Genomic DNA, 18,128 nt, shown 5'->3' on the forward strand with positions numbered 1-18,128 from the left:
GTGGAGCCGCCGCCGGCCGGTCTTCGGGGAGCCGACGGGCAGCAGCGGTTCGGGGCACAGGAAAGCACGCCGGTCCGGTGGCCTGTCAAGCGGCGGGGAGCGCGGCGTACACGGATTCCCGGCAAGTGCCGTACTATCCGCACCGCGGAAGCGGATACCCACCCCCCGAGGCGCCCGTATTCACGGGTTCGGGGCTTTCTCCCGCCCTCAAGTGCCGTAGTCTCCGCGAATTCCCGTCACGAGTGTCGATGAATTGCGACCGGATCCGTTAGCGTCCCGGCCCAGGGACCGGCCGCGCACCGACAGGGCCGGTTTCCCGAATCGAACCGACGCTCCGGGGCGCCCCTGCCGCGCTCCGTCGAGCCGCTCCCGCAGACAGGGGCGTTGATCGCCGAGATGGAGATGACGTGCTGCCAGTGACGCGATGCGCCGCACCGGTCGGGTGCCACCCATGAGCTCCCTCGCCGAACACACCGCGCGGCCGACCGGGGCGCCGATCCGCCCGGACGCGTACGCCCGGCGGGCGGCCGAGGTCCTCCACGGCCTGGGGGTCCGGCCGGAGCACCGCGTGGCCCTCCACGCGGGCAACTCCGCCGAGTACGTGTGGGCCCTGCTGGGCCTGATGCGGCTGGGCGCGGGCGTGGTCCTCCTCGACCACCTCAGGTCCGCCCGGTCCGCCCAGGAGGCGGCGGCCCGGGTCCGCGCCGACCGGCTGCTCCGCGCGGACGTGTCGCCCGGGGACCCGGCGGGCCCGGTTCCCGTGCTCTCCCTCGCCGAGGTGGCGGACCGGGTGTACGAGCGGGACCCGGCGCCCCCGGCCGCCCCGCTCCCCCTCGACGCCTGGGAGGCCCGCGAGGACGCGCTGATCGCCTGGTCGTCCGGTTCCACCGGGGAGCCGAAGGCGATCGTGCGGTCCGGCCGCTCCGTCCTGGAGAACACCCGCCGCACGGTGGCGCGCATGGGCTACCGCGACTCGGACGTGCTGGCCCCCCTGCTGCCCTTCTCCCACCAGTACGGGTTCTCCCTCGTGCTGATCGCGCAGGTGACGGGGTGCGGCCTGCTGACGGCCCCCTACACCCGGCTCGACCGGGCCCTGGAGGCGGTCGGCGCGTACGCGGCGACGGTCGTGGACGCCACCCCCTCGGCCTTCCGCTCGCTGCTGAGGCTGCTGGAGCGGCGGCCCGCGCTGGCGGACGGGCTGCGCGGCGTGCGGATGTGGTGCACCGGCGGAGCGCCGCTGGACGACCGCCTGGCCCGCGACTTCCGCGCCGCGGTGGGCCTGCCGCTGCTGGACGGGTACGGCAGCACCGAACTCGGCAACGTGGCGCTGGCCGGCCCCGGCGCGCCCGGGGACTGCCTGCCGCTGGACGGCGTGGAGGTGTCGGTGCGCGACGAGGCCGGCCGCGCGCTCCCGCCCGGCCGGCCCGGCGAGGTGTGGGTCCGCACCCCCGATGTGATGCGGGGGCTCCTGGGGCCGGACGGGACGCTGTCGGAGCCGGCGGCCCCCGGTGAGTTCCGCACCCGCGACCTGGGCGTCCTCGACGCCCGGGGCGGCCTGCGGGTGCTGGGCCGGATGTCGGCGACGACCCGTCACGGCTACACGCTCTACCCCGCCCACCTGGCCCGCAAGGCCGAGCGGTGCGGCAGACCGGTCCACGTGGTGCCGGTCCGCGACGTGCGCGGCGGCTCCCGGCTGGTCTTCCTGGTGGAGGACCCGCGGCAGCGCCCCGCGAGCACCTGGTTCGCCGAGTTCGGGAAGGTCCTGGAGCCCTACGAGATGCCCAACCTCGTCCTGGTGCTCCCGGGCTTCCCGACGAACGGCAACAGCAAGACCGACGTGCCGGCGCTCGAGGAGCGGGCCCGACGGGCCCTGGCGAAAGGAGTTCACCAGTGAGCAGTGGGACGCCCCCGCGGGGCGGGGAGAGAGACGGGAGCCGGGGCCGGACCCGGGTCGTCGTCACCGGCCGCGGGGTCGTCTCCCCGCTCGGCGGAAGCTGGTCCGAGACCTGGGCCGCCCTGCTGGAGGGGCGCAGCGGCATCGGCCCGCTCACCGGGATGGAGACGGACGACCTCCCGGTGCGCATCGGCGGCGAGATCAAGGACTTCGACCCCGAGGCGTACCTCCCGCGCAAGACCGCCCGCCGGCTGGACCGCTCGGTGCAGCTGGCCATCGCCGCCGCCGACCAGGCCGTCCGGGACTCGGGGCTGGAGGTCACCCCGGAGTCGGCGACCCGTACGGCCGTGGTGCTCGGCTCCGCCAGCGGGCCGACGCGCACGGCCACGGCGGCGCACGAGGCGATGGTCACGCGCGGGCCGCGCGCGGTCAGCCCGTTCTTCTTCGCCGTCAGCGGCGTCGACAGCGCGGCGGGCGAGGTGTCCTTGCGCTTCGGCCTCCAGGGTCCGTCGACGTGCATGACCACCGCCTGCGCCACCGGCAGCACCTGCCTGGGCGAGGCGATGCGGATGATCCGCTTCGGTCTCGCGGACGTCGTGATCGCCGGCGGGGTCGACGACTCCCTCACCCGCATCGACGTCAACGGGGCGGCGATGACCCAGGCGCTCTCCCGCCGCAACGACGACCCCCAGAGGGCCTGCCGGCCCTTCGACACGGCACGCGACGGCTTCGTCATGAGCGCCGGCGCCGGTGTCGTGGTGTTGGAGAGCGAGGAGCACGCCCTGCGCCGGGGCGCCACGATCCACGGCGAGCTGGCGGGCTACGGCGCCACCACCGACGCCTTCCACGTGACCGCCCCGCACCCGGAGGGCATGCCGGCGCAGCGCGCCGCGCTCCAGGCCCTGGCGGAGGCGGGCCTGACCCCCGAGGACGTCGACTACGTCAACGCGCACGGCACCGGCACGCCGAAGAACGACAGCACCGAGATCAAGGTGATCCGGGGCGTCTTCGGCGACCGCGCCACGGAGATCCCGATCAGCTCGATCAAGAGCATGACGGGTCACATGCTCGGCGCGTCCGGCGCCGTCGAGGCCATCACCGCGCTGGAAGTGATCAAGACCGGCGAGGTCCCCCCGACCATCAACTGCGACGACCCGGAGGACCCCGAACTGGACTTCGTGCCGCACAAGGCGCGGACGCACCACGTGGACGTGGCCGTGAGCAACTCCTTCGGCTTCGGAGGGCACAACGCCGTGCTCGTGCTGCGGCGTTGGCAGCCGGCCGACTGATCAGCGACTGGATGGGATGGAAACAGTGGAGACAGTCCCCGCGGACACGGACGTGACCACCGCCGACCGCACGGCGCCGGGCGGCGCCGCCGGCGCCGGACCGGGTTCCGCCCCGGCCGTACCCGTCTTCCGGGCGCCCTACGACTGGCCCGCCATCGAGGAGTGCGTGCGCACCACGGGGGCGGCCATCGTGCCGGGGCTCGTCGACCGCTCCCTCGTCGACGCCTTCAACCGGGAACTCGACGAGTGGCTGGAGCGCAACCCCCGGCAGGCCGGTTCCAACACCGGCTCCGAGCTGTACGACAAGTTCCTCGGCCGCAAGACGCTGCGGGTGCACGGCGTCCCCGGCAAGATCAGGGCGTCCCACCCCCTGATCACGCACCCCGAGATCGTCGCCTGCATGCGGCGGATGATGAGCCACTGGTCCAACGAGATCCTGCTGAGCGTCGCCGAGCTGATCCAGATCGGTCCGCGGGAGTCGGCGCAGCTGATCCACCGCGACACCGGCTCCTGGTGGCCCCACCTGCCGCGGGAGGAGCACCCGTGGAACGTCAGCGCGATGGTGGCGCTGACGCCCTTCACCCACGAGACCGGGGCGACCCGCGTGGTGCCCGGGAGCTGCCGCTGGCCGCTGGACCGGCGTCCGCGCGGCGAGCAGATCGCGCGGGCGGTCATGGACCCGGGCGACGCCCTGATCTTCCGCGGCGACGTGCTGCACGGCGGCGGCGCGAACAAGACCAGGGACCAGGCCCGCCGCGGGCTGGCGCTGAGCTACTGCGCGGGCTGGCTGCGCCCGGTGGACAACAACATGCTGGCGGTCCCGCCGCGCATGGCCGCGGACCTCGACGACGAGCTGCTGGCCCTCCTGGGCTACGTCGCCCACGACGCGACCCACGTCGACGGCGGTCTGGTCGGCATGTACGACAACGGGGACCCGCTGGGCGCCCTGCGCCGCGGCGAACTCGGCTAGCGGTCCGGGCCCGTCGCGCCCGCCGGCCCGGGCCCGCGCGCCGTTCCCCGAGACGCCGTCCGACAGCAGGTGATCCGAGTTGAGGAGGAGACGTGTCCGAATCACCGGCAGACATGCCGCCGCCGCGCGGAACCGCGGCCGCGGTGATGGGACCGCCGGAAGGCGGTGAGGCCCCGCTCCGCGTCCGGGACGACCGGTTCGCGGAGGACTCCGCCGAGGTGCTGTGGCGCAACCGCGGGGAACTGGTCGACACACTGGTGACGATCGCCACGAGAACCGCGGCCGTCGACGAGATCGGGAACTCGCTGTCCGCGCTGCGCGGGGCCGGGCGGGAACTCGCCGCCCACCGGCCGCGCGCCATCGGCGAGTTGGGGGTCTTCCTGCCCTCGAACAACATCCTCTACTCGTACGTGCTGTTCGGGCTGATCCCGGCCCTGTACTCCGAGCGGATCGTGATGCGGCCGTCCCAGCGGGTCGCGGAGCAGGCCCGGGAGATCCACCGGATCATCGCCTCCGACCCCCTCTTCCGGGGGCGGCTGCCCGTCGAGATGGTCTCCGTGACCCAGCGGCAGTTCCTCGACCGGTGCGCCCGGTCCGAGGCGGTGGTCTTCAACGGACGCCCCGAGAACGCCTTCGACGTGGGGGGCCGGTTGTCGGACCGCACGCTCTTCCTGGCCTTCGGCTCCGGGCCCAACCCGGTCGTCGCGGGGCCGGAGTGCGACGTCAAGCGCGTCGCCGAGGACGTCCTGCGCACCCGCATGTACAACTCCGGCCAGGACTGCCTCTGCCCCGACGTCGTCTTCGCCCACGACGACGTGGCCGACGACCTGGTGACGGCGCTGCGGGAGGGTCTGGCCGCCGTGTCCGTCGGCCCCCTCGACGACCCGCGGACCACGGTGGCCCCGCTGAGCTACCCGGACGCGGTGGAGCAGACGGCCGGGTTCCTCGGCGCCCACGCCGGCCGGGTGGTCGCCGGCGGCCGGGTGGACCTCGCGACCGGGCTGGTCGAGCCCACCGTGCTGGACCTGCCCTGGGACCCGTCGTTCTCCCCGCCGGAGTTCTTCGCTCCTGTCGTCTGCGTGATGCGGTACTCCGCCGGGGAGGACGTCGCCCGCTGGCTGGACTCCCCGGCCGAGCGCCGACGCGGGATGTACGTCTCGGTGTACGGCGAGGACGCGGTGCGCGGTGCCCGCGCGGGCACCAGCGTGGTGCTGGAGGAGCGGACCGCGCTGGACGCGGAGAACGGCAACGAGCCCCTGGGCGGGTACGGGCCGGAGGCCAGTCACGTCCGGACGGGCGGGGCCACGGTGGCCCGGCCGCTGCTGCTGTCGGCGGAGCTCGGACCGGGCCGGGACCGGATCGCGGGGGAGCGCTGGTGAACGCGGTGAACCAGGCGGGCCCGGCGGCCCCCCGCACCCCGGGCCGTCCCGCCCGGGCCGGCTGCTGGCAGGCGGTGGCGCACACCCTCGCGGACGCCGGCGTGCGCATGGTGCTGGGCCTGCCCTCCGACGATCCCGGTCTGGTGGACGCCGCCTGCGCCCTGCCCGACCTGGAGGTGCGGATCGTCGGCGACCAGCGGATCGCCTCCTGCGCCGCCGCCGGATACGCGGTGGCCCGGCGGGAGCCGGTCGTCCTGGCCCTGAACTCGGGCCCCTCGTTCGCCAACGCCGTGGCCGGCCTGCTGGAGGCGGCGTCGCTGTCCGTCCCGCTGGTGGTGATCACCACCCGCGTCCCGGCGGAGCACATCGGGCAGGGCGCGTTCCAGTACCTGGAGCAGCGGCGCATGGTGGAGTCCCTGGCCGGCTGGACCCACCTGGTCGAGCGGCCGGAGCAGCTCGTGTGGGCCGTCCGCCGCGCCGTCCGGCTGGCCGTGGACGGCGGCCCCGCCCTGACCGTGCTGGAGATCGCCGACGAGGTGACGCGCTGCGAGGTGGAGCTGCCCCCGGCCGGTCCCCCGGTGCTCCCCCTGCGTTCGCTGCCGCCGGCGGCCGACCTCGACGCCGCGGCGTCCGCGCTGCGCGCCGCGCGCCGTCCCCTCGTCGTGGCGGGCGGGGGCACCCGCTGGTCGGACGTGCGCGGCCTGGGGGCCCTCGCCGACCTGCTCGCCTGCCCGGTGTTCACCACCGCCGCCGGACGCGGCGCCCTCGACGAGAACCACGAGCGGGCCTTCGGTCTCCTCGGCCTCTACACCACCCCGCCGGCCGGTGAACTCCTGGACGGCGCGGACACCCTGCTGCTCCTCGGCAGCCGGCTGGAGGAGACGGCCCGGATGGGCTGGGACTCCTGGCGGACCGCGCGGGTCGTCCAGGTCGATCCGCGGGCCGCCGCCTTCGGGGAGGGCTGCCCGGTGGAGTTCCCCCTGCTGGGCGACGCGGGCCTGGTCGTCGACGAACTCGTGGCCCGGCTCGCCGCCGAGCCGCCCGAGCCGGACGCCGCGTGGTCCGCGCTCCAGCGGCGCGTCGCCGGCGCCCAGTTCGAGCACGCCGCCGCGGACTTCGCGGCCTCCCCGGTGCGCGCGGTGCTGCGCGCCGCGGGGCGGGAACTGGGCGACGGGTTCACCCTGGTCCAGGAGAACGGGCTGCACGACATCTGGAGCTACCACTACCCGGTGCTCGCCCTCGGCCGGGAGTCCGCGGTGGTCTGCCCCGGCGAGCAGACCCTGATGGGTTTCGGTCTCGGCGCCGCGCTCGGTGCCGCGCTGGCCCGCCCGGACCGGCCGACGCTGCTGGTCACCGGCGACAGCGCCTTCCGGATGAGCGTGGGGGCGCTCGACGCCCTGCGCCGGCACGGCCTGGGCGTGATCGTGGTGGTCCTCGACAACGGGGGCTTCGGCTGGCCCCGGCGGCTGCGCGCCGGGCGGCCGGACGGCGTCCTGGCCACCACCGTCTGGGAGGCCGCCGCGCCCCCGGAGGAGATCGCGACCGCCTTCGGCGGCACGGGGGCCGTCGTCGACGGTCCGGAAGCACTGGCCGGGACGCTGCGGCAGGCCGCCGAACAGGCCCGGAAGGGGCGGTTCTCGGTCGTCCGCGTGCCGGTGCCGGACGACGACGTGCCGCTGGGGATCCGGGCCGCCGGCCACTGACCGCGCGGTTCCCCGCGGGACGGCCCGTTCGGTCGCCGGCGGCGGGAGGACCGGGAGATTCGAAGACCAGGAGGGACGCGATGGCGACAGGCCGCACCGCTCTGCCCCGGTGGCGGGGCTTCAACCTTCACCAGATGTTCTCGACCAGCTCCCGCTGGAACGAGCTGATGCCCATGGACGACCACCGGGTCAGCGAGGACGACTTCCGCTGGATGAGCGAGTGGGGGTTCGACTTCGCCCGGGTTCCGTTCTCCTACCTCCTCTTCGTCGGGGACGGGGAGCGCCGGCACTACCCCGAGGAGCGGCTGGCCATCCTGGACCGCGTCGTGGAGTACGGCGAGACCCACGGCGTGCACGTCTCGCTGAACCTGTGGCGGGCCCCGGGCCACACCAACTTCGGGTACCCGTACAACGAGCCGGAGCCCGGCACCCTGTGGGCGGACGACCCCTTCCGCTCCCGCGACCTGTTCGTCCACCTCTGGAAGGTCCTGGCCGAGCGCTACCGGGGCGTGCCCTCCGAGCGGCTGAGCTTCGACATCGTCAACGAGCCGCCGGCCACCGCGCTCGTGCCGGCCCTCGGGGACGACGACATCCTCGCGGTGTACGCCGCGGCGGTCGACGCGATCCGGGCCGTGGACCCCGACCGGCTGGTCCTCGTGGAGGGCCTGGACTGGGCCTACACCCCGGTCCCCGCCCAGTGGTGCGCCGAGCGCGGCGTGGCGCAGAGCCTCCACGCGTTCGCGCCGCTCGCCCTGTCCCACCACCGCTGCGAGTACTCCCCCCAGGGGCTGGACCTGACCGGCAATCCGCCCGCCTGGCCGATGGACCTGCCGCCCGCCCCCGGCGGGGCGGACGGGGCCGCCGAGCGGCTGATGCGGGAGCGGGGCGTCATCGGCGAGGCGCGCTGGGACCGCGACCGGCTCGCCGCCTCGCTCCGGCCCTGGCTCGACCTCGCCGACGCCGGGATCGGGGTGCACGCGGGCGAGACCGGCGCCCACAACAAGGTGCCGCACCACGTGGTGCTGCCCTGGCTGGACGACCTGCTGGGCCTGCTGACCGACCACGGCATCGGCTACGCGCTGTGGAACCTCCGCGGCCCGTTCGGAGTGCTCGACTCCGGCCGCTCCGACGTCGCGTACGAGGACTGGCACGGCCGGCTGCTGGACCGCGAGATGCTCCGCCTCCTGCAGAAGCACTGACACCGGCGCCGGCCGGCACCGACACAGACCACCGCACGGGAACCGAGAGGAGTTCAGCAGTGCAGACCGACACCGACCCGGCCGCCGTCGACGTGCGCGCGGACGGACTGGTGGCAAGGGTCCGGGAACTGGCCCGCACCTCCGGAGACGATCCGGCCGTCTCCTTCGCGGACTACGCGCGGGACCCCGACGGCCGGATCCGGACGATGACCTACGCCGAACTGGACCGCCGGGCCCGCGCGGTGGCCGCCGCCCTGCAGGCACGGGCCCCGGAGGGGTCCCGGGTCGCGGTGGTGTGCCCGCACGAGATCTCGTACGTGCTGGCCTTCCTGGGGTGCCTCTACGCGGGGCTGGTGGCCGTGCCGCTGCCCGCGCCCGACGTCCACCGCACCCGCGACCGGATCGGCTCCGTCCTGGCGGACGCCGAACCGGCGCTGGTGCTCACCACGGAGCGGACCGCGGACCGCGTCACCCCGCTGCTGGACGCGCTCCCCGAACGCCCCCGGCTCCTGGTCATCGACGAGCTCGCCGAGGAGGACGCCCGGCACTGGCGGGAGCCGCGGATCTCCGCCGGCTCCCTGGCGTACCTGCAGTACACCTCGGGGTCCACCGGCGCTCCCAGCGGGGTCCGCGTCACCCACGGCAATCTGGCCGCCAACGTGTGGCAGATCGCGAACGTCACCGTCTACCTCAAGCCGCGCAGCGCCATCGTCAGCTGGGTCCCGTTCTTCCACGACATGGGTCTGGTCATGGGGCTGGCCGTGCCGCTGGCCGCGGGCGTCCACTCGGTGCACCTGGGCCCGACCGACTTCATCCAGTCGCCCTACCGCTGGCTGCGGCTCGTCAGCGACTTCCGGGCGGTCTGGACCGGAGGGCCCAACTTCGCCTACGAGCTGTGCGTCGACCGGGTCTCCGAGGCGCAGAAGCGCACCCTGGACCTGAGCTGCCTGGAGGGCCTGGTCAACGGCAGCGAGACGGTGCGGCCGCACAGCATGGACCGGTTCAACCGGGCCTTCGCCTCCTGCGGGCTCCGCGAGGGGCTCGACGGCCCGTCCTACGGACTGGCGGAGGCGACGCTGGGCGTCACCGGACCGCCCGCCGAGAACAAGCCCGACCTGGTGCACTCCTTCGACCGCGCGGCGCTCGCGGACGGCAGGGTCGAGCCCCGCCCGGACGGCGCCCCGGCGAGCCGCCGGATGGTGGCCTGCGGGGTGCCCCTGGAGGACGTCCACATCAGGATCGTCGACCCGAACAGCCGCGTGGAGGCCGGGGAGGGCAGGGTCGGCGAGATCTGGGTCCAGGGCCCCAACGTCGCCGACGGCTACTGGCGCCGCCCCGAGCGCACCGAGGAGGTCTTCCGGGCCCGCTGCACCGGGCGCGACGGGGAGCCGGTGCTGGGGGAGTGGCTGCGCACCGGCGACCTGGGCTTCCTCCACGAGGGCCAGCTGTTCATCGCCGGGCGGCTGAAGGACCTGGTCATCGTCGGCGGCGGGAACCACGATCCCGCCGATGTGGAGGCCACCGTGCAGTCCGCGCTGGAGCCGCACGGCCTGGGCTCCGGGGGGACGGCGGTCTTCTCCGTCGACGCCGACGGCGGCGAGCGGGTCGTCGCGGTCGTCGAGATCAGGCGCCAGGAGGGCGTCGACGCGGACCGGGTCCGGGCCGACGTGCGCCGCGCGGTCTCCGACGGGCACGGCATCGCGCTGAGCGACGTCGTGCTGACCCCCTGGGGGGGCATCCCCCGCACCAGCAGCCGAAAGGTCCAGCGCGGCCTGTGCCGCGACCACTACGTGCGCGGCGAGTTGACCGCCCTCGGCGCGCAGCCCGTCGCAGCCCCGTGACGGGCCCCACCGCGCGGTCGTCCGGCAGTTCCGGCGCTCGAGGAACCTCGAAGCCGCCCACGTCCACGCAACCGTCCACATCCACGAAACCGTCGAGGAGAGAGTCGTCATGACCAACGAAGAAGTCTTCCGGAACCTCGCCATCGTCATCTCGGACGTGGCCTCCGTCGACCTGGAGGACATCGCTCCGGAGAAGTCCTTCATGGAGGACCTGGACATCGACTCCCTGGAGCTGGTGGAGCTCGGGGTGACGGTGGAGGAGAAGTTCTCCGTGAAGATCCCGGACGACGCGCTCGGCAGCCTGAAGACGGTCGGCGCCATGGCGGACTTCATCGCCGGGCAGCTGTAGGGGCCGCACGGGACCGCGGCCGGCACACGAGGGACGGGAGAGAGGATGGGAGAACCGATTCGTCCGGCGGAACCCCTCGCCCCGCGGGAGGACACGGTGGACCGCCTGTTCGGGCACCTGGTCGCGGACCCCTACCGCTGGCTGGAGGACGCATCCTCCGAGCGGACCGCGAAGTGGCTCCGCTTCCAGGAGGAGCGGTTCGACGCCGCCGTGCGCTCGCGCGGCGAGCGCCGGTCCTGGGAGAGGCTGGTGCGGTCGCTGGCCGGCGCGGGGGCGACCGACAGTCCCGTCTGGCGGGCGGACCGCTGCTTCTTCGAGGACCTGCGTCCCGGCCGGGAGCATCCGGTGCTGTGCGTCGCCGGCCCGGACGGGACGGCGCGGATCCTGGTCGACCCGGCGCGGCTCGCCCCCTCCGGCCGCACCGTCCTCGGTGCCTGGTCGCCGTCCCCCGACGGCTCCCTGCTGGCCTGCCAGCTGTCCTCCGACGGCCTGGAGGAGCCCCGTCTCCACGTGTTCGACGTGGAGACGGGGGACCTCGTCGAGGACCCGGTGGACCGCACCCGCGGCCCGGCGCCCGTCTGGGTGCCGGGCCGGTCCGGCTACTACTACGTGCGGCGGCCCGCGTCCGCCGGCGGGCCCGGGCTCCGGCGGCGGGTGCACTGGCACCGGCTCGGCACCGACCCGGACACGGACCCCGTCGTCTTCGAGGAGGAGACGGAGGGGAGCGTGTCGTACGGGCTGTCGGTCGACGAGCGCGGACACCGGCTGGCCCTCAGCGTCCGCTCCGGCGACCGGCCGGGCACCCGGCTGTGGCTCGCGGACCTGGCCCGCGGCCCGCTGGAGGCGCCCTCCTTCCGCCCGGTGCGGGCCGGCGAGGGCGCCGACTCCTCCCTGTGGGTCGACAGGGAGGGGACGGCCTGGGTGCTGACCGGCCACGGCGCCGACGGGCGGCGCCTGTGCGTCCTCGACCCCCGCGACCCCGACTCCGGCCTGCGCCAGGTGATCGGCGAGCGGGCCGGCGCGGTGCTCCAGGAGGTGGTGCCGGTCGACGGCCCGGACGACCGTCCGCTGCTCCTCGTCCTCTGGTCGCGGGAGGCGTGCGGCGAACTCACGCTGCACGACCGCGTGACGGGCAGCCTCGTGGACCGGGTCGCGCTGCCGGGGGCCGGGACGGTCTCCCGGCTGTCCGTGCGGCCCGGCGGCGGCCGGGAGGCCTGGTTCTGCTACACGGACTACGTCACGCCCCGGCACGTCCTGCGGTACGACGCGTCCGACGGCACGGTGGCCCCGTGGCCGGTTCCCGGCCGCGGCACCGGCCCGGTGCCGGACGGGGCGGCGGACGGCCGGGCGGCGGGGGTGACCACCCTGCGCGTCGAGTACCCCTCGAACGACGGGGTGCTGGTGACCATGGCCCTGGTCGTCCCGGACGACGCGCCGGACGGCACGGGCACGGGGGACGCCGTCCCGGGCCGGCCCCGCCCCGTGCTGATGCGCGGCTACGGCGGGTTCGGCGTCCAGGCGCGTCCGTACCACGGGCCGGAGGTCCTGGCCTGGGTCCGGTCGGGCGGCGTCTTCGCCGAGCCGCACATCCGCGGCGGCGGCGAGCGGGGGGAGAGCTGGCACCGCGCGGGCGCGCGGGAGTCCAAGCAGCAGTCCATCGACGACTTCCACGCGGCGGCCCGGTGGCTGGTCCGGCACGGTTGGACGACGCCCGACCGGCTGGCCGTCACCGGCACCTCCAACGGCGGTCTGCTGGTGTGCGCCGCCGCGGTGCAGCACCCGGAGCTGTACGGGGCGGTGAGCAGCGCGGCCCCGCTGCTCGACATGGTCCGCTACGAGCGGTTCGGGCTGGGCCCGGCCTGGGTGCACGAGTACGGCAGCGCGAGCGTCCCGGAGGAGTTGGACTGGCTGCTGGCCTACTCGCCGTACCACAACGTGTGCGAGGGCCTGCGGTACCCGGCCGTGCTCCTCTCGGCCTTCGACAACGACACCCGGGTCGATCCGCTGCACGCCCGCAAGATGTGCGCGGCCCTCCAGCACGCCGCCGTGAACCCCGGCGACGTGCTGCTGCGCCGGGAGGACCTGGGGCACGGCGCGCGGTCGCAGAGCAGCGCGATCGGGTTCGCCGCCGACGTGCTGACCTTCCTCGCGGCCGTCACCGGGCTGGAGCCCGCGACGCCGCCGGAGGCCGGACCCGGGGGCGCCGGGGGCTGAGGCGCCGCCTTCGGGGCCGCGCGCCGGACACGGCGACGGGCACCGGCCGGATCGGCCGGTGCCCGTCGCCGTGTCCGGCGCGCGTCAGACGCCGAACGCCTCCGGGAACCACAGCCGCGCGGCCGCGTCCCGCGCGACGAGGAACCCGACGATGGCCAGCACCCAGCCCGTGGCGCCGCCCGCCTTCTTCGAGACCCAGGCGTTCATGCGCTCCAGCAGCGGCTCCACCCGCGCCCGGGCCATCACCCGGGCGCCCAGCAGCGCCAGGGCCGGCACCACCATGACGGCGCAGTAGCCGGCCAGCAGCGCCACGACCGCGGCGCCGTCGAGACCGGAGGTGGTCAGCATGCCGATGGCGCCGAGGTACGGGAGCATGGTCGCCACCTCGACCAGCCCGGCCAGCAGCGCCAGCCCCACCATCCACCGGGCGGAGGAGCGGGCGCCGGCGCGCTCCTTCCACCGTCCGACGCCGCCGTCGCCCTTGCGCCGCTTGGGGTCGAAGCGGAAGCTCAGCGCGAACAGGCCGATGCCGAGGACGAGTTGGACCCACAGGGCGGCCTCGCCGTCCAGCGCCTCGCCGGCCGCGGAGAACAGCGTGCCGGCGCCGAGCACGACGAGCAGGCCGACGCCGAAGTAGAAGACCGCGATGGTGGTCAGGTAGACGAGGACCTTGCCGGCGTTGAACCGTGAGGGCGACAGCAGCAGCCACACGGGGATGAACAGGGTCCCCAGGCTGGTGCTGTCCAGCAGGGCCAGGCCGGCCAGCGACAGCAGCAACGCAGTGCTCAACGGTGTTCTCCTTGGTGGGGGTCGGGCTCGTCGTCGATGAGGCGGTCGAGGTACCGACGCAGCAGGTCCCGCACCCGCTCGGCGCTCATCAGCTCCGGCTCGACGGCACGCTGGACGGCCAGGCCGTCGGCGAAGGCGGCGAGCGCGAGCGCCTCGGCCTCGACGTCCCGGTCCGGGGGGAGCAGGCCGAGGCGCCGGGCGTGGGCGAGGGTCTCCCGGCACCGGTCGCGGATCTCGCGGGCGCCGGCCGCGTGGAGCTCCCGCAGCGCCGGGTGGAAAGCGGCACGGGCGAGGAAGGCCAGCCAGATCCTGGCTTCGGAGCCGGTCCCCTCGTCCGCTCCGGTGAGCACACCGAGCGCGAGCAGGAGCTGTTCCTTGAGACCGGCCCGGCGGTGGTCCTCCAGCACGGCCGCGATCCGGGCGTTCGTCAGCTCGCCGAGGTGGCGCACGGCGAAGAGCAGCAGTTCGTCCTTGCTGCGGAAGTACGTCTGCACCAGTCCGGTGGTGGCGCCGAGTTCGCGTGCGATGCGCGGGATGCTCGCGGCCTCCAGCCCCTCGGCCTCCACCACGCGCAGCAGGGCCCCGGCCACCTGACGACGTCGTTCCGCAGGGTCGGCATGACGTGGCACTCCGTTAGATTAAAGTCTTAATCCAACGGGGGTCAACGGCGTGGTCCCCGGCTCCGGGCGCCCCCTTCCGGGCCCGTCCCTCACGCCTCTCCACCGGTCCGCCCCTTCTCGAAGACCACGGGCAGGCTCCGCAGCGAGAGGATCCCGCCGAAGGGGTCGTACGCCTCGCGGGGAGCACCGTCCCCCTGCACGGTGACGCGCACACCGCGGTCCAGGAGCGCGTTCAGCGCGACGCGCGCCTCCATCCGGGCCAGCGGAGCGCCCAGGCAGAAGTGCACCCCGTGCCCGTATCCGAGGTGGGGGTTGGGTGTGCGCGTGATGTCGAACCGCTCCGGGGAGGCGAACACCGCCCCGTCGAAGTTGGCCGACGTCAGCCACACCACGACCACCGCGTCGGCCGGTATCCGATGCCCGGCCAGCTCGGTGTCGACGGCGCACCTGCGCACCACCCGCGAGAAGGGCGGCCGGTAGCGGACGACCTCCTCGATCGCCGAGGGCAGCAGGGACCGGTCGGCCGCCAGCCGCCCGACCACGTCGGGGAACTCGTCGAGGCACTGCGCCGCGCTGGTCAGCAGCGAGGTGGTGGTCACGTGGCCGCCCATCACGAAGAGCGTCACCACGCCGACGATCTCCTCGTCGCTCAGCCGCTCGCCGTCCACCTCCGCCCCGACCAGGCCGCTGATCAGGTCCGTGCCGGGCGTCTCGCGCCGCCGGCGCATCTCCGCGCGGAGGAAGCCGTCCACCTCCCCGGCGGTCCGGCCGATCTCCGCGAGGACCTCCGGCGACACGTCCAGGCCCGTGCGGTTCTGCGACAGCAGCCGGTCGGACCAGGTCCGCAGCTTCTCCCGGTGCTCCGGCTCCATGCCCAGCAGCTCGGCGATGACCTGCGTGGTCAGCCGGGACGCGAAGACCTCCATGTAGTCCACCACCTCGCCGGCCGGGACCTCGTCGAGGATCTCCTCCGCCAGCCGCGCGACCCTGGGCTCCAGGAGCGCGACGCTGCGCGGGGTGAACGCCCTGCCCACCAGGTTGCGGAACTTCCGGTGCCGTGGCGGGTCCATCAGCGCGAAGTTGCCGGTGGAGAAGATGGACAGCTCCTCCTCCGGCGCGGGGAACTCGCTGGAGAAGGTCTCGTGCGCGGTGACGACGTGCTTGGCCTCCTCGTACCCGAAGACGTGCCACACGCCCACCGCCTCGTCGAAGACCACCGTCTCGCCGGCCGCTCTCATCCGGTCGCCCCAGGCGAACAGTTCGTCGAACGGGCCCGTGGGCGGTGCGGTGGGGGCGGGGGACGGGGAGGGTCCGGACATGTCGGTCTCCTTGGGTCGCGTGGGGTGGACTGGACCGGCGCGGGTCAGGCGGGCACGTCGACGGCCCGGGGGCGCCCTCCCGGCGCGAACGACCGGAAGGCGTGGGCGAGGAGCGACAGGGTCGTGTGCCGGTACCAGCCGGTGACCGTGCGCACCTGGTACTCGTGCAGCCCGGCGTCGCTTCTGAGCGCGTCGAGGCACCGCCGTGCCGTCGCCTGCGCCCGCACCGCGCGGATGAATTCCGGGATGGCCGTGCCGGCCGGCCCGGAGCAGAGGAAGGACGCGGGCCGCTCGGACGGCGCCGGGTGGTGCGTCAGCAGCCACAGGGCGCGTTCGCCGGACGTCCTGCGCAGCCGTACGGTCTGCCAGGGAAGCGTGTTCAGGCCGGGCCCGGAGCCCCTCCGCCCCGGGGCGCGGAGGGGCTCGCCCGCCGTCCCCCGCGGCGCCAGCGCCGCCGCGTCGTCCGGCCGCAGTCTCAGGACGTAGGGCACGTTCAGGCCGTCCAGCCAGGTCCGCAGCTCCTCGTCCCACAGGTCGTCGTCGGGGACGGACACCCAGGGGGACCGCAGGCCGGACTCGAGCGCCCGGGCGATCATCCGCCGGCTCAGTCCCGCCTTCGCGGTGTACCCGGACCCCTCCGGGACCCCGTGGACTATGCCGGGGGTCCCACGGTCCAGCCATTCCCGGGGGAGATAGAGCTCCCGGTCGACGATTCCGGCGCCGCGTGCCGAGACGTGCCCGAGGAAGAGGCCGATCTGGCAGTTCTGCATGCGCCCGTGGCGGCTGGAGTACTGCCAGGCGACGCCCGCCGAGTGCCTGCCCTTCTTGACGAAGACCTCAGGGGAGACGACGAGCACTCCGTCACTCCCCTCCTCCCGGGTGTGCCGCATGACGTAGGTGCGCAGGTCGTCCCGGACGGCGTGCGGGTCCCACTTCGCGGTGCGCAGCAGCCGCTGCATCCCGTCGGGCCCCACCTCGCGCGCGTGGGAGGCGAGGGCGAAGGCGTTCTTGCGCTGGGCGTGGGACAGCAGTCCCTCCATGTACGCCACCACGCGCCGGCGCGGTTCCGCCCGGACGAACCGGTGCGAGATCAGTTCCGCTATCTCCTCCACACGCGCTCGCCTCCATTCCGCTCTCACTGGTCGGCCACAGGAATCACACCAGCGGAGGGGGGCCCACGCGATACGGAGGAAGAGGGAAAGGGGGGTAACCCTTGGGACTACGCCGGATCACCCCTCCCGACGACTCCGGCGGGTCCCGCGCGGTGCCCGCGGCGCGTTCCGGTTCGGGTCCGGTGCCCTCCGGGCCGGGCGGGCCCGCCCGGTGCGAGGGCGTCCGCGCGGGCGCCGGGACACGAAAGGGCCGCCGGTCACGGGGACCGGCGGCCGGCCCGGGAACCCCCGGGAGGGCTTCCCCGGGGCTTCCGGGGGACCGGGGCTCAGCCGGGCAGGGTGGCCCGGCCGTTCCAGCCGTCCCTGACGGCGAGGGCGGCCTCCACCCGGCTGTGCAGCCCGAGTTTCGCGAGCAACCGGCTGACGTGCGTCTTCACCGTGTTCTCGGACACCATGAGCTGCTGCGCGATCCGCGCGTTCGGCAGCCCCTGGCCGATGAAGGCGAGCACCTGCCGCTCACGGGGGGTCAGCAGGGCGGAGATCCGGTCGTCGGACGGTTCCGCCTCCCGGGCCGTCCGACGGCTGATCACCCGGGTGAGCGGTCTGATGATGGTCGGGTCCATGAACCCGTTCCCGCCGGCGATGAGCCGCACGGCGTTGTGCAGTTCCCGTGCCGTCGAGTCCATCGGCACGAACCCGACCGCTCCCGCCTCCAGCGCGCGCAGCAGCCTGCCGTCGAGCCGGGGCGGGGTGAGCAGGAGGACGTCGGCGGGTGTCCCGATCGTTTCCCTGATCGCCTCCGGTTCGCAGAACTCCCCGCTGCCGCCGTCCATCACCACGATGTCGGGACGGCAGAGCGCGGTGAGCCTCGTCATCTGGTGGCGGGTGGCCGCCTGCGCCACAACGGCCATGTCGCCCGCCGTCTGAAGGATCTGCACGATTCCCGTACGCGTGAGCCCCTCGGCATGCGCGACCAGCAGCTTGATCGTCATCCCCCGGTACCGCCTCTGCACATCGAACCTCAGATCGACACGGCCCAGACCCTAGCGACCGTCGATTTTCGGCCTCTTTTCGCGGCCTCCGGAAATCGAAAGCGAAGCAAAACAGGGCCGAAAGAGGACTTCGCTAGATTGCCGATCAAGGCCCGGCACCACCCACGAGGAGGACGTGATGCGCAGAACATGCGCCGCATTGGCCGTCGTCGGCAGCACCGTACTGCTGAGTCTGTCGCTCTCCGCCGGTTCCGCCGCCGCCCACGGCGGCGAGCCGGAACGTCCGCACGACCTGCCCTGGACCCTGCCGCTCCCCGACCTGCCCGCGCTCCCCCTGCCGGATCTTCCGGACATCGGCCCGGTGGACGTGGACGTCGACCTGGATCTGGACGTGGAGCTGGAGCCGGGCCCGGGGAAGGGGCTCGACGACCTTCCCTGGACGCGCTGAGCGCCGGGCC

Annotated in this window: 15 protein-coding genes; 10 read left to right on the forward strand and 5 right to left on the reverse strand. The window is 74.3% G+C overall.

Annotated features, from left to right (window positions below; all coding sequences use genetic code 11):
- The first annotated feature begins 451 nt into the window (after positions 1-451).
- The 9 genes from ABD358_RS00260 (at position 452) to ABD358_RS00300 (ending at position 12,838) form a co-directional block, all read left to right on the forward strand.
- Positions 452-1,894 carry a class I adenylate-forming enzyme family protein gene (locus tag ABD358_RS00260; protein WP_344628711.1) on the forward strand — a complete coding sequence of 481 codons (1,443 nt, stop codon included), beginning with the start codon at positions 452-454 and terminating at the stop codon, positions 1,892-1,894.
- The gene (fabF, locus tag ABD358_RS00265; RefSeq protein ID WP_344628712.1) at positions 1,891-3,183 is read left to right on the forward strand and encodes a beta-ketoacyl-ACP synthase II; all 1,293 of its coding nucleotides are present in this window, start codon (positions 1,891-1,893) and stop codon (positions 3,181-3,183) included. The genes ABD358_RS00260 and fabF overlap by 4 nt, the downstream gene beginning before the upstream one ends.
- Positions 3,184-3,208: 25 nt before the next feature.
- The gene (locus ABD358_RS00270; protein WP_344628713.1) at positions 3,209-4,153 is read left to right on the forward strand and encodes a phytanoyl-CoA dioxygenase family protein; all 945 of its coding nucleotides are present in this window, start codon (positions 3,209-3,211) and stop codon (positions 4,151-4,153) included.
- A gap of 92 nt (positions 4,154-4,245) precedes the next feature.
- Positions 4,246-5,532, forward strand: a complete 1,287-nt coding sequence (locus ABD358_RS00275) for an aldehyde dehydrogenase family protein (RefSeq protein WP_344628714.1) — start codon at positions 4,246-4,248, stop codon at positions 5,530-5,532.
- Positions 5,529-7,235 (forward strand): thiamine pyrophosphate-binding protein, encoded by a 1,707-nt coding sequence (locus ABD358_RS00280; protein ID WP_344628715.1) that lies wholly within the window; start codon positions 5,529-5,531, stop codon positions 7,233-7,235. Before ABD358_RS00275 ends, ABD358_RS00280 begins: the two co-directional genes overlap by 4 nt.
- Positions 7,236-7,315: 80 nt before the next feature.
- Positions 7,316-8,434: a glycoside hydrolase family 5 protein gene (locus ABD358_RS00285; RefSeq protein WP_344628716.1), complete on the forward strand. Its 1,119-nt coding sequence runs from the start codon at positions 7,316-7,318 to the stop codon at positions 8,432-8,434.
- Between the two features lie 59 nt (positions 8,435-8,493).
- A complete protein-coding gene (locus ABD358_RS00290; protein ID WP_344628717.1) occupies positions 8,494-10,275 on the forward strand; it encodes a fatty acyl-AMP ligase in 1,782 nt (593 codons plus the stop codon).
- A gap of 109 nt (positions 10,276-10,384) precedes the next feature.
- Positions 10,385-10,624 carry an acyl carrier protein gene (locus ABD358_RS00295; RefSeq protein ID WP_344628718.1) on the forward strand — a complete coding sequence of 80 codons (240 nt, stop codon included), beginning with the start codon at positions 10,385-10,387 and terminating at the stop codon, positions 10,622-10,624.
- A 45-nt stretch (positions 10,625-10,669) separates the two neighbouring features.
- Positions 10,670-12,838: a prolyl oligopeptidase family serine peptidase gene (locus tag ABD358_RS00300; RefSeq protein WP_344628719.1), complete on the forward strand. Its 2,169-nt coding sequence runs from the start codon at positions 10,670-10,672 to the stop codon at positions 12,836-12,838.
- Between the two features lie 84 nt (positions 12,839-12,922).
- On the opposite strand, the gene ABD358_RS00305 is transcribed toward ABD358_RS00300, so the two are convergent.
- The 5 genes from ABD358_RS00305 to ABD358_RS00325 form a co-directional block, all read right to left on the reverse strand.
- On the reverse strand, positions 12,923-13,627 hold the full coding sequence (locus ABD358_RS00305) for a GAP family protein (protein WP_344628720.1): 705 nt from the start codon (positions 13,625-13,627) through the stop codon (positions 12,923-12,925).
- A complete protein-coding gene (locus tag ABD358_RS00310; RefSeq protein ID WP_344628721.1) occupies positions 13,624-14,256 on the reverse strand; it encodes a TetR/AcrR family transcriptional regulator in 633 nt (210 codons plus the stop codon). Before ABD358_RS00310 ends, ABD358_RS00305 begins: the two co-directional genes overlap by 4 nt.
- A gap of 80 nt (positions 14,257-14,336) precedes the next feature.
- A complete protein-coding gene (locus ABD358_RS00315) occupies positions 14,337-15,566 on the reverse strand; it encodes a cytochrome P450 (protein WP_344628722.1) in 1,230 nt (409 codons plus the stop codon).
- Positions 15,567-15,610: 44 nt separating this feature from the next.
- Positions 15,611-16,678, reverse strand: a complete 1,068-nt coding sequence (locus tag ABD358_RS00320; RefSeq protein ID WP_344628723.1) for an IS701 family transposase — start codon at positions 16,676-16,678, stop codon at positions 15,611-15,613.
- 326 nt (positions 16,679-17,004) lie between these two features.
- Complete coding sequence (locus ABD358_RS00325) at positions 17,005-17,670, reverse strand: LuxR C-terminal-related transcriptional regulator (protein WP_344628724.1); 666 nt, start codon at positions 17,668-17,670, stop codon at positions 17,005-17,007.
- A gap of 178 nt (positions 17,671-17,848) precedes the next feature.
- Between ABD358_RS00325 and ABD358_RS00330 the strand changes: the two genes are divergently transcribed.
- Complete coding sequence (locus ABD358_RS00330) at positions 17,849-18,118, forward strand: hypothetical protein (RefSeq protein ID WP_344628725.1); 270 nt, start codon at positions 17,849-17,851, stop codon at positions 18,116-18,118.
- Positions 18,119-18,128: the final 10 nt, after the last annotated feature.

Source organism: Streptomyces glaucosporus (assembly GCF_039533345.1).
In the GTDB taxonomy this organism is placed as follows: Bacteria; Actinomycetota; Actinomycetes; order Streptomycetales; family Streptomycetaceae; genus Streptomyces; species Streptomyces glaucosporus.